The sequence below is a fragment of the Sphingomonas jinjuensis genome (assembly GCF_014197105.1).
Taxonomy (GTDB): Bacteria; Pseudomonadota; Alphaproteobacteria; order Sphingomonadales; family Sphingomonadaceae; genus Sphingomonas; species Sphingomonas jinjuensis.
Genome location: NZ_JACIEV010000006.1, coordinates 16,369 through 28,729 on the forward strand (window position 1 = coordinate 16,369; position 12,361 = coordinate 28,729).

Here is a 12,361-nt window from a genome sequence, read left to right on the forward strand (position 1 = left end):
CATTGGCGCGACGGGCGTGGCTGGACGAGGCGGTGCGGCGGATCGAGGCGGACTATAACCGGTCGGCGGACACCCATCTGATCCACCTGCCGCTGCCGCATCATCCGGGCATCGACCTGTACCTGAAGGACGAGAGCAGTCATCCGACCGGCAGCCTGAAGCATCGGCTGGCACGGTCGCTGTTCCTGTATGCGCTGTGCAACGAGTGGATCGGCCCCGACACCTGCGTGATCGAATCCTCGTCGGGATCGACCGCGGTCAGCGAAGCCTATTTCGCGCGCATGCTGGGCCTCCGCTTCATCGCGGTCGTGCCGGCGTCGACCGCGGCGCCCAAGCTCGACGCGATCCGCTTCCACGGCGGCGAGATCCACATGGTCGACGATCCGCGCACGGTCTATGCAGTGTCGCATCGGCTCGCGGCGGAAACCGGCGGCCATTATCTCGACCAGTTCACTTATGCCGAACGGGCGACCGACTGGCGCGGCAACAACAATATCGCCGAGAGCATCTTCGCGCAGATGGCCGAAGAGCGGTTCGCGGTGCCGTCGTGGATCGTCTGCGGCGCGGGCACGGGGGGCACGTCGGCGACGATCGGGCGCTTCCTGCGCTATCGCCGCTATCCGACGCGGTTGTGCGTCGCCGATCCCGAACATTCGGTCTTCCACCGCCATTTCGCCGATCGTGGCCAGACGATGCTGCCCGAAGGTTGTGCCAGCCTGATCGAGGGCATCGGCCGGCCGCGCGTCGAGCCGAGCTTCGTGCCGTCGATCATCGACCGGATGGAGGCGGTGACCGATGCGGACAGCATTGGTGCGATGCGGGCGCTGTCGACGCGGTTGGGCCGGCATGTCGGCGGGTCGACCGGGACCAACCTGCACGCCTGCCTGACGATCGCCGACGAGATGGCGGCGGCGGGGGAGGAGGGTAGCATCGTGACGCTGCTGTGCGACGGCGGCGATCGCTATGCCTGTACCTATTATCGGGACGACTGGCTTGCGGAGCGGGGCGTCGACTGGCAGCGATCGGCCGACCGAATTGCGGCGGTCCTGGACTGATCCGATCCGGTATCAATTGGTACGATGGCGTGCCGCGAGAACATGCTAGCACTCTTGTGGATCGCCCGTTGATGCGGCAATCCACATGAAATGATACGGAGAAGGCGTGGAGCCTGAGCTTCCCCATACGTTGGTCGATTACCTAGAGAAGTCGCGGGTCGCGCTGGCGATCGCGTCGGCGGTCGGCGACCTGCCGCTGCTGATGGTGAACGACTCCTTTTCGACGCTGACCGGCTATGCACCGCAGGACGTGGTCGGGCAAAATTGTCGCCTGCTCCAGCGCGAGGCGCCGAATATCGAACCGCGCGCCCGGCTGCGCGAGTTCCTGACCAACGACCGCCAGCCGAACGTGCGCACGCCCATCGTCAACTTCCGCAAGGACGGCACGCCGTTCGTCAACCTGCTCTACATGTCGCGGCTACGCTCGGGCGATGGCCGGACCAACCTGTTCTTCGCATCGCAGTTCGACGTCAGCCGCTCGCAGCCCGAGATGTTGGCCGGCTATGAAGGCGAATTGTCGGCGACGCTCGGCCGGCTCGCCCCGATCGCGAGCGAGGCGGGGATCGTCGTCGAGGGCACGCTGCTGACGATCGCCAACAGCGCGTCGCTCGTGGCGCAGGCCAAGATGATCCTCGCCGAGCTCGAAGCGACCACCGATGCATAACGTCGCGGATGCCGTGGCATCGCCGCACGCCATCGATCCCGGCACGACGGTGCCCGTCGTCGGCATCGGCGCCTCGGCCGGCGGGCTGGAGGCGCTTCGCGAAATGCTGGCGCCCGCCCGGCTGCCGACCGGGCTCGCCTTCGTCGTCGTCCAGCATCTCGATCCCAATCACGAAAGCATGCTGGCGCAGCTGCTCGACCGCAACACGGTGCTCGAGGTGCTGCAATGCGCGGGCGGCGAGCGGCTGGAGCCCGACAAGGTCTATATCATCCCGCCGGGACGTGGCCTGGCGATCCGCGACGGCGTTCTCGAGCTGACCGATTTCCAGCAGCCGCGCGGCATGCGGCGGCCGATCGACGATTTCTTCATCTCGCTGGCGGGCGACCAGCAGGCGAACGCGGCCTGCGTCATCCTGTCGGGGACCGGGGCCGACGGCACCACCGGGCTTCGTGCCATCAAGGAGAACGGCGGCGTCTGCGTCGTCCAGCAGCCCGAGAGTGCGCGCTACGACGGGATGCCGCTGTCGGCGGTCGGCACCGGGCTGATCGACTACATCAAGCCGGCCGGCGAGATCCTGGAATGCATTCGTGCCTTCTTCCAGCGGCGTTCGGGCGATGGCGCGAACGAGGCGGAAGCGGACGTCGTCGCCGATCACGTCGACGACATGTGCCGGGTGCTGCGCGCGACGATCGGGCATGATTTTTCGGGCTACAAGCGCTCGACGCTGGTGCGTCGCGTCGAGCGGCGGATGCATGTGCTGGGGATCGACACGGGCCACGCCTATCTGGCGCGGATCCGCAGCGATGCCGACGAGTGCGAGGCGCTGTTCCGCGACCTGCTGATCAACGTCACCCGCTTCTTCCGCGACGCCGACGCCTTCGCGACGCTGCGTGCACAGGCGATCGAGCCGCTCTTGCGCGATCACGAGCCGGGCGAGGATATCCGCGTCTGGGTTCCCGGCTGCTCGAGCGGCGAAGAGGCCTATACGATCGCGATGCTGTTCGCCGATGCCGCGGCGCAACTGGGCCAGCCGGTGGCGGTGCAGATCTTCGCGACCGACATCGACGAGCAGGTGCTGGCGATCGCGCGCGAGGGCCAGTACCCCGCCTCGGCGCTGGCCGACCTGCCGTCGTCGTTCCGCGAACGCTACACGGTGCCGCATGCGGAGCGGTTCACGATCGCGGCGTCGATCCGCGACATGATCCGCTTTTCCAGCCACAGCCTGGTAAAGGATCCGCCGTTCTCGCGCATCGATCTGGTGTCGTGCCGCAACCTGCTCATCTATTTCGACGATCGCCTCCAGCAATCGGTGATGCCGCTGCTCCATTATGCGGTGAAGCCGGGCGGATATCTGTTCCTGGGGCCGTCGGAGAGCGTCGGGCGGTTCGAGCATCTGTTCCAGCCGATCGACCAGCAGGCACGGTTGTTCGAGCGCACTCCGGGCGCGCCGCAATATCCGATCGAGTTGCCGGGCAGCCGGCGCCTGGCGCCGCCGCGGCGTGACCGTGACCTGCGCGACGGATCGCCGTCGCTGGTCAGCGAGACGGTCGCGATCCGGCGGCTCGTCGAACGCTATGCGCCGCCGACGCTGATCGTCGATCAGGACGGCGCGATCGTCTCCGCCTATGGCCGGTTGAGCCGCTATTTCGAATTTCCGGTGACGCGCACTGGCGGCAGCAGTGCGGTAAACCTGGCGCGGCCGGGCCTGCGTACCGTCATCGGCCCGCTGTTACGCCAAGCTCGCGACGAGCGCCGCCGCGTGATCGCGCGCAACGTGTTGGTCGAAACCGATTTCGGCACCCAGCCGGTCGAGGTGATCTGCGATCCCCTCGGCGACGGCACGCTGTTGTTCGTCTTCCGCGACACCGGGCCATTCCAGGCTGCGGACCAGAATGAGCTGCGCGACCTCGAGTCGAGCGGCGATCATCTTGAGGTGCTGGAGGACGAGCTGCGGCTGACGCGGCATCGGCTGCGCTCGGCGATCGAGGAACTGGAGACGGCGAACGAGGAGCTGAAAAGCTCCAACGAAGAAATGATGTCGATGAACGAGGAGCTCCAGTCGACCAACGAGGAGCTGTCCACGGTCAACGACGAGCTGAAGAGCAAGGTCGATCAGCTGACGATCGCCATCTCCGACCTGCGCAACTTCCATGAATCGACGAACCTGGCGGTCGTGGTGCTCGACGCGCAGCTTCACGTCAGGAGCTATACCGAGGCGGCGACGGCGATCTTCCCGCTGAAGCCCGCCGATCGCGGCCGCCCGCTGACCGAGGTCGCGAGCCGGCTGAAGGGCACGGGGCACCTCGACGACGCGATCGCGGTGGCGGGCGGCGCGCCGGCGGTGCAGCGCCGGGTGACGACCGTCGATGGCGATCACGTCTATTCGTTGCGGGTGCTGCCGTATCGCACGCAGAACGGGAACGTCGACGGCACCAGCCTGGTCCTGACCGATATCACCGAGGCGTTGGCGCTGGAGCGCCAGCTCGCGTCGGAGCGCGAGCGGCTCGATCTGGCGATCAAGGCCGCGGGGATCGGCGTGTGGGAATATTGCCCGGAAACCGGCGAAACCGTCCTCGACGGGGTCGAGCAGCGATTGTTCGACGTCGCGACCGACGACGCCGGCCATGTCGAGCCGCTTTTCGATCGGATCGATCCGGGCGATATCGACGCGGTGAAGGCGGCGCTGACCCGGGCGGTCACCGACAATCAGGATTACGAGGCGACGTTCCGGGTCCGCCGCGACGACGGGCAGATGCGCTGGGTAAAGGGCTTCGGCCGGATCGTCGCCGGCAGCAATCCCAAGCGGCTGGTGGGCGTGTCGATCGACGTGACGCCCGAATATTCGCTGGCGGAAACGCGCGAGCTGATGCTGCGCGAGATGAACCACCGCGTGAAGAATTTGTTCGCGGTGATCGCCGGCATGGTGACGATCGCCGCGCGCAGCGAGAAGGACGTCCGCGCCTTTGCCGAGGATATCCGCCAGCGCATCGCATCGCTCGGCCGCGCCCATTCGCTGGCGTCGCCGGCGGGACGGCCGCAGGCGATCGGGCTCGGCGAGCTCGTCGACCTGACGCTGGCGCCTTATCGCGATCAGGCACGGATCCAGATCGATGGCCCGGATGTTGCGCTAGACAGGAGTAGCCTGTCGCCGATCGCGCTCATGCTTCACGAGTGGGCAACCAATTCCGTGAAATATGGTGCTCTCGGCAGCTCGGGCGAGCGGCGATTGTCGATCAGCTGGCGTGTAGAGAAGGACGGCGTACACATGTTGTGGGACGAGGAGCGCGGCGGCGATGCGCCGATGCCGGCCAATGAGGCAGGCTTCGGCTCGATCCTCGTCGACACGAGCATCCGTCAGCTGCGCGGCGAGGTGACGCGAAGCGTCGACAGCGGCAACTACCGCCTCGCCGTGACGCTGCCCCGCACGGTCTTCGCTCATGAGTGAAACGGTATTGCTGGTCGAGGACGAGCTGTTCATCGCGCTCGACCTGCAGGAAACGATTGAAGATGCGGGCTTCTGCGTCGTCGGGCCCTGCACCACGCTGGTCGAGGCGCAGGGAGCGATCGATCGGGTAGGGGCCAAGGCGCTCGCCGCGGCGCTGCTCGACGTGCGGCTGGCGGACGGCGCGGTGTTTCCGGCGGCCGACCGGCTTTATGCCGATGGCGTGCCGCTGATCTTCCATTCGGGCCATGCCGACGACATGGAACTGCGCCAGCGCTATCCGCGCGCGACGATCTGTCCCAAGCCCAGCGCGCCGGCGGAGCTGACCGCGGCGCTGCACGGGGCGGCGCACGGGGGGTGATGCGGCGCCCGGCGGTGGCCGGCGCGCCCGTCGATCAGATTTCGTATTCCAGTTGCCACGCGGGCTGCGCGAAAGCGGGCGTCTGGCTCGCGAAGGCGGGCTGGCGCGACATCAGGCGGGCATAGAGCCGCTTGATGACATTGCTGCCGGTACGGGTATGCCAGGCGGGCACGACCGCGTGGACGAGGCAGGCGAGACCGCCGCCGATCATCGCGAAGCCGATGCCCGACGCCACGCGGGCGTGCTCGGTGTAGCTTTCGCCGACACTGCGCGGGTGGGCGAGCAGCAGGTGGTCGATCATGGCGGCGCGCTCCTTCGTTGATGCCGCGGCGACTGTAACGCAGGTTCGACCGGCGGCCAACGGACAAGCGCGGGTTGGTCGCGCGACACGAACGCTTGCTCGCACTGGATGGCTGGCGCGCTATCTGGGTGGGCATGATACGCGCGGTACGTTTGCCCTTCTCGGCCCAGGTGTTCGTCGGCATGGCGATCGGTCTGCTGCTCGGCTTTCTCGCCCGGTCACTCGATCCGGCCAGCGGTGGCGAGGCCATTGCGCGGGGACTGCGGATCGTCGGCGACGCGTTCGTCGGGCTGTTGAAGACGCTGGTCGTCCCGCTGGTCTTCACCGCGATCGTGGCCTCGATCGCGGCACTGCGCGATGTCGCCAATGCGGCGCGGCTGGTGGTGAGCACGCTCGTCTGGTTCGCGATCACGGCGGCGATCGCGGTGGCGATCGGACTGCTGCTCGGCACGGTCCTGGCGCCAGGGGCGCATGCCGGCGTCGATATCGCGACCGCGGTGCGCCCGGCGACGACGGGATCGTGGCTCGATTTCCTGCGCGGGCTGATCCCCGCCAACATCCTGGGGCTCGGCGCATCGACCAAGCTGGCCGAGGGCGGGGCGACGACGACGCTGTCGTTCAACGTCCTCCAGATCATCGTCGTCGCCGTCGCGATCGGCGCCGCCGCGGTGAGGGTGGGGGAGGCGGGTGCGCCGTTCCTGGCCTTCAACGCGTCGGCGCTCGCCATCTTTCGCCGCATCCTGCGCTGGATCATCGCGCTGACCCCGATCGGTAGCGCGGCGCTGATAGGGCGCGCGGTGGCGGACTACGGCTGGACGTCGCTGTCGGCGCTGGGGGCCTTCGCGGCGGCGGTCTATATCGGCCTGGGGCTGGTGATCGGCGTCGTCTATCCGGCGCTGCTGGCGATCAACGGCCTGTCGGTACGGCGCTTCTTCGCGACAGCCTGGCCGGCGATCCAGCTCGGCTTCGTGTCGCGCTCGTCGATCGCGACGCTGCCCGTCACCGAAGCGGCGGCGGAGAAGCTGGGTATCGATCGCAGCTATGCCGCCTTCGCGGTGCCGTTCGCGGCAACGACAAAGATGGATGGCTGTGCGGCGATCTATCCCGCGATATCGGCGCTGTTCGTCGCGCAATATTTCGGGCTGGCCCTGCATCCGACCGACTATTTGCTAATCGCCGCGGTGTCTGTGCTCGGATCGGCGGCGACTGCGGGGCTGACCGGCGCGGTCGTGATGCTGACGCTCACGCTGACGACGTTGGGCCTGCCGCTGGAAGGGGCGGGGCTGTTGCTGGCGATCGACCCGATCCTGGACATGGGGCGGACCGCGGTGAACGTCGCTGGGCAGCTTCTGGTCCCCACCGTGGTGGCGAAGCGGCAAGGCCTATTTGCGCCGCCCGTGGCGGACGATCCGCAGGTCGTTCCCGCGTGACTTAATCGCCCGCGAGCTTGTGCAACTCGCGCGCGACGATGGTCCGCAGCGCCTGGTTGGCGGCACAATCCGAGGGCGTGGGGCGCGCGACCGTGCGGTGGCAGGTGCCGACGATCAGCGTCAGCACGATCTCGGCAGCGATCTCGCGGGCGTGGCGGCGGTCAACGCCGGGAGCAAGCACTTCCAGAGCCTCCAGCAGTTCGCCCTTGCAGCGCGTGTCGAGGTCGCGGATCGTCGCCGCGACGGCGGGGTTCCGCGAAGCTTCGGCGATGATTTCGGGCATCAGGCGCTTGCCGTCGACGCGCGTAAACATCTGATCGATCGCGGCGATGACGCCCGCCTTGTTCCGCGACGCGATCGCGGTGCGAAAGCCCGAAGCGTCGGAAAACGCGGCAAAATCCGCCTCGACGATCGCAGCGACGATCTCTTCCTTGCTGGCGAAGTCGCGGTAGATCTGGCCGACCTTGACGCCCGACAGGGTGGCGATCTCGGCGATCCCCGTCGAGTGGAAGCCCTTGTCTTCGAACAGTTTTCGCGCCGCCGCGATGACGCGGTCACGCCGCAGCGCAGCACGATCGGGTGGGCAGACGAGGGACAACGCACTGGCCAACGCGTAATTCTCCTTGACCGCACCGCAGCATGAGGTCTAGCGGCGCGGTTATGTGAGCGGTCGTTCACATCAATCGTGAACGGCCCTAGCCTTTAATTGATCCGGGATGAAGCCGCGATGAAGCCAAACTACGGCCAGACTGCCGTCCTGCTCGCCAGCGCGCTGTTCGTCGCAGGCTGCGGCAACAAGCAGGAGCAGCAAGCCGCGCCGCCGCCCCCGGCGGTCGGCTTCGTCGCCGTGCAGCAGCAGTCGGTGACGCTGACCACCGATCTGCCCGGTCGCACCAACGCCTATGAGACGTCCGAGGTCCGTCCCCAGGTGAACGGGATCGTCACGGCGCGTCTGTTCCAGGAAGGCGACCAGGTGACGAAGGGCCAGGCGCTCTATCGCATCGATCCGGCGCCCTATCAGGCGGCGGTAGCGAACGCGCGCGCGGCGCTGGCCCGGTCGCGTGCCGCCATCGCGTCGACCCGGGCGCTGGCCCGGCGATATGGCGAGCTGGTCAAGATCAATGCGATCGCGCGCCAGGATTACGAGAATGCGATCACCAGCGCCCAGCAGGCGGAGGCGGATGTCGCCGCCCAGCAGGCAGCGCTGCGGACCGCGCAGATCGATTTGGCGCGGACCACGATCCGCGCGCCGATCAGCGGCCGTATCGGTGCGTCGGTGGTGACCACCGGCGCGCTGGTGACGGCGGGGCAGACCAATGCGCTGGCGACGATCCAGCGCCTCGACCCGATCTATGTCGACATCAACCAGTCGAGCGCCGACCTGCTGCGCCTGCGCCAGCAGATCCTGGCGGGGCAGCTGGCGCGCGGCGACGGGTCGGCGCAGGTCAAGCTGCTGCTCGAGGACGGCTCGACCTATCCCATCCAGGGCACGCTGAAGTTCGCCGACGTCACCGTCGATCCCAGCACCGGATCGCAGATGATCCGCGCATCCTTCGCCAACCCCAACCGCCTGCTGCTGCCCGGCATGTTCGTGCGCGCGCAGCTGGTCGAGGGCGTCCAGGCCAATGCGCTGCTCGTGCCGCAGCGCGCCGTGACGCGCGACGAGCGCGGCCGACCGACTGTGCTGGTGGTGACCCCCGATAACAAGGCGGCACAGCGCGTGCTGACCGCGCCGCGGACGATCGGCGACAACTGGCTGGTCATCGCCGGGCTGAAGCCGGGCGAGAAGGTGATCGTCGAGGGCGCGCAGATGCTCCGCCCTGGTGCGCCGGTCACGCCCAGCCCGTGGTCGCCCAACGCCAAGCCCGCCGCCCCGCAGGGCGGCCAGGGCCAGCAGAAGTAACGGTCGAGGACCACAGCCATGTCGCGCTTTTTCATCGACCGGCCGATCTTTGCCTGGGTGATCGCGATCATCCTGATGCTGGCGGGCGTGCTCGCGCTGCGCAGCCTGCCGATCGCGCAGTTCCCCACGATCGCGCCGCCCGCGGTCGCGATCAACGTCACCTATCCCGGCGCCGACGCCGAGACGCTGGAGCGGACCACCACCCAGATCATCGAGCAGCAGCTGAAGGGCATCGACAACCTTCGCTATTTCTCGTCCTCGTCGACGTCGGCGGGCGCGGCGACGATCACGCTCACCTTCGAGCAGGGCACCGACCCCGACATCGCGCAGGTGCAGGTGCAGAATAAGGTGGCGGCGGCGACCCCGCTGCTGCCGCAGGAGGTGCAGCGCCAGGGCGTCCAGGTGCTGAAATCGTCGAACAACTTCCTGATGTTCGTCGGAATCTACTCCGAGAATGGCTCGCACGACGGCAACGACCTGGCCGACATCCTGGTGTCGAAGCTGCAGGATCCGATCAGCCGCGTGAACGGCGTCGGCGAGACGCAGGTGTTCGGGTCGCAATATGCGATGCGCATCTGGGTCGATCCGGTGAAGCTGTCGAGCTTCCAGCTGACGATGTCCGACGTCACCACCGCCGTCCAGGCGCAGAACGCGCAGGTATCGGCGGGCCAGATCGGCGCGTTGCCGGCGCCCAAAGAGCAGATGCTGAACGCCACGGTGTCGGTGCAGTCGCGACTGCAGACGCCCGAGGAATTCGGCATGATCCGGCTGAAGACCAGCCCGTCGGGCGCGGTGGTGCGGCTGCGCGACGTCGCGCGGGTCGAACTGGGCGCGGAGGTCTATGGCTTCAACCTGGCGTACAACGGCCATCCGGCGTCGGGCTTCGGCGTGAAGCTGGCGCCTGGTGCCAACGCGCTGAACACGGTCGACGCGGTCAAGCAACGCACCGCCGAGATCGCCAAGACCTTCCCGCCCGACGTGAAGGTCGTCTATCCATATGACACCACGCCGTTCGTGCGGCTGTCGATCAAGCAGGTCGTCGAGACGCTGCTTGAGGCGGTGGTGCTCGTCTTCCTCGTCATGTTCCTGTTCCTGCAGAACTTCCGTGCGACGCTGATCCCGACGATCGCGGTGCCGGTGGTGCTGCTGGGCACCTTCGCGGTGCTGGCGATCGCCGGCTATTCGATCAACACGCTGACCTTGTTCGGCATGGTGCTGGCGATCGGCCTGTTGGTCGACGACGCGATCGTCGTCGTCGAGAACGTCGAACGCCTGATCCAGGAAGAGCATCTGTCGCCCAAGGAGGCGGCGCGGCGATCGATGGACGAGATCACCAGCGCCTTGGTCGGCATCGCGCTGGTGCTGTCGGCGGTGTTCCTGCCGATGGCATTCTTCGGCGGTTCGACGGGCGTGATCTATCGCCAATTCTCGATCACCATCGTCACCGCGATGATCCTGTCGGTCGGCGTCGCGCTGATCCTGACGCCGGCCCTGTGCGCGACGATCCTGAAACCGCACGATCCCAAGCGGCTGGAAAAGGGCACCGGCCCGGTCTCGCGCTTCTTCCAGTGGTTCAACGAGACGTTCGACAAGGGCCGCCACAAATATGAAAACGGCGTCCGCAGCACGGCCACGCATTGGAAGCGATCGCTGCTGCTGTATGCGCTGATCGTCGCGATCATGAGCTTCATGTTCGTGCGGATGCCGACCGGCTTCCTGCCGGAAGAAGACCAGGGCTATCTGATCGCGCTGGTCCAGGGGCCGCCGGGCGCGACGATGGCGCGGACCGACAAGGGCCTCGACCTAGTCCGCGACCATTTCCTCAAGCAGGAAGGCGCGAGCGTCGCCGGCGTGTTCACGATCAGCGGCTTCTCGTTCGCCGGACAGGGCCAGAACGCCGGCATGGCGTTCATCAACCTGAAGCCGTGGGAGGAGCGCTCGGGCGCCGAGAACCGCGCCGGCGCGCTGGCGGGTCGGGCGATGGGTGCCTTCTCGCAGTTCCACGACGCGATGATCTTCGCGGTGGTGCCGCCTGCGGTATCCGAGCTGGGCAATGCGACGGGCTTCGACCTGTGGCTGACCGACACCGTCGGCATGGGGCACGAGAAGCTGACCGGTCTTCGCAACATGATGCTCGGCATGTCGATGCAGGACAAGCAGGTCGCGCAGATGCGGCCGATGAGCCTGGACGATGCGCCGCAGCTGAAGGTCAACGTCGACCAGGACAAGGCCCGCGCGCTCGGCCTCGATCTGGGTGAGGTCAATTCGACGATCGCGGCGGCCTGGGGCGGCAGCTACGTCAACGACTTCATCGATCGCGGCCGCGTCAAGCGCGTCTATATCCAGGCGGATGCGCCCTATCGCATGAGCCCCGAATCGATCGGCGACTTCTTCGTGCGCAGCAGCACCGGGGCGATGGCGCCGTTCGACGCCTTTTCGACCCAGAGTTGGGCCAACGCGCCGGTGCAGCTGACGCGCTACAACGGCCAGCCGGCGCTCGAACTGCAGGGCGGGGCGGCGCCGGGCGTCAGCTCGGGCGCGGCGATGGAGGCGATGGAGGCGATCCACGCCAAGCTGCCGCCGGGCACCGACCTCGACTGGACCGGGCTCAGCTATGAAGAGCGGCTGTCGGGCAGCCAGGCGCCCGCGCTCTATGCGCTGTCGCTGCTGATCGTGTTCCTGTGCCTGGCCGCGCTCTACGAAAGCTGGTCGGTGCCGATCTCGGTCATGCTGGTCGTGCCGCTCGGCGTGATCGGCGCGCTGCTGGCGGCGACGCTGACGGGCCTCAGCAACGACATCTACCTTCAGGTCGGCCTTATCACGACGATCGGCGTTTCGGCGAAGAACGCGATTTTGATCGTCGAGTTCGCCGAAGAGAAGATGCGCGAGGGCATGAATGCGTTCGATGCGGCGGTGGAGGCGGCGAAGCTTCGTCTGCGGCCGATCCTGATGACGAGCTTCGCCTTCATCTTCGGCGTGTTCCCGCTCGCGATCACTACCGGCGCCGGTGCTGGCGGCCAGAACGCGATCGGCCGCGCGGTGGTGGGCGGCATGCTGTCGGCGACCATCCTCGCGATCTTCTTCGTGCCGATGTTCTTCGTCGTCGTGCTTCGCCTGTTCAACCAGCACGACGGCAAGAAGACCGACCAGGATCGCCACACCGACGTGCCGCCCGCGATGCCGGCGGCGGAAGGGGCCTGAGGCC

Annotated in this window: 9 protein-coding genes; 7 read left to right on the plus strand and 2 right to left on the minus strand. The window is 67.3% G+C overall.

From position 1 onward, the window contains the following. The first annotated feature begins 2 nt into the window (after positions 1 to 2). The 4 genes from GGQ80_RS11015 to GGQ80_RS11030 all read left to right on the plus strand — a co-directional run bounded on the left by GGQ80_RS11015 (position 3) and on the right by GGQ80_RS11030 (position 5,522). Positions 3 to 1,055: a PLP-dependent cysteine synthase family protein gene (locus tag GGQ80_RS11015; RefSeq protein WP_221364341.1), complete on the plus strand. Its 1,053-nt coding sequence runs from the start codon at positions 3 to 5 to the stop codon at positions 1,053 to 1,055. Between the two features lie 106 nt (positions 1,056 to 1,161). Further along, entirely contained in the window at positions 1,162 to 1,719 is a 558-nt protein-coding gene (locus GGQ80_RS11020; protein WP_183984753.1) for a PAS domain-containing protein, read from the plus strand. After that, a complete protein-coding gene (locus GGQ80_RS11025) occupies positions 1,712 to 5,164 on the plus strand; it encodes a CheR family methyltransferase (protein WP_183984755.1) in 3,453 nt (1,150 codons plus the stop codon). The genes GGQ80_RS11020 and GGQ80_RS11025 overlap by 8 nt, the downstream gene beginning before the upstream one ends. Next, positions 5,157 to 5,522 (plus strand): response regulator, encoded by a 366-nt coding sequence (locus tag GGQ80_RS11030; protein WP_183984757.1) that lies wholly within the window; start codon positions 5,157 to 5,159, stop codon positions 5,520 to 5,522. Before GGQ80_RS11025 ends, GGQ80_RS11030 begins: the two co-directional genes overlap by 8 nt. A gap of 34 nt (positions 5,523 to 5,556) precedes the next feature. Here GGQ80_RS11030 and GGQ80_RS11035 read toward each other — a convergent pair whose 3' ends face one another. Further along, a complete protein-coding gene (locus tag GGQ80_RS11035; protein WP_183984759.1) occupies positions 5,557 to 5,823 on the minus strand; it encodes a DUF6356 family protein in 267 nt (88 codons plus the stop codon). A 134-nt stretch (positions 5,824 to 5,957) separates the two neighbouring features. On the opposite strand from GGQ80_RS11035, the gene GGQ80_RS11040 reads away from it, so the two are divergent. Continuing rightward, positions 5,958 to 7,253 (plus strand): dicarboxylate/amino acid:cation symporter, encoded by a 1,296-nt coding sequence (locus GGQ80_RS11040; RefSeq protein ID WP_183984761.1) that lies wholly within the window; start codon positions 5,958 to 5,960, stop codon positions 7,251 to 7,253. A 1-nt stretch (position 7,254) separates the two neighbouring features. Here GGQ80_RS11040 and GGQ80_RS11045 read toward each other — a convergent pair whose 3' ends face one another. After that, positions 7,255 to 7,863: a TetR/AcrR family transcriptional regulator gene (locus GGQ80_RS11045; protein WP_183984763.1), complete on the minus strand. Its 609-nt coding sequence runs from the start codon at positions 7,861 to 7,863 to the stop codon at positions 7,255 to 7,257. A gap of 117 nt (positions 7,864 to 7,980) precedes the next feature. Between GGQ80_RS11045 and GGQ80_RS11050 the strand changes: the two genes are divergently transcribed. Both GGQ80_RS11050 and GGQ80_RS11055 read left to right on the plus strand, forming a co-directional pair. Next, positions 7,981 to 9,156 (plus strand): efflux RND transporter periplasmic adaptor subunit, encoded by a 1,176-nt coding sequence (locus tag GGQ80_RS11050; protein ID WP_183984765.1) that lies wholly within the window; start codon positions 7,981 to 7,983, stop codon positions 9,154 to 9,156. Positions 9,157 to 9,174: 18 nt separating this feature from the next. Next, on the plus strand, positions 9,175 to 12,357 hold the full coding sequence (locus tag GGQ80_RS11055) for an efflux RND transporter permease subunit (RefSeq protein WP_183984767.1): 3,183 nt from the start codon (positions 9,175 to 9,177) through the stop codon (positions 12,355 to 12,357). Positions 12,358 to 12,361 lie beyond the last annotated feature (4 nt).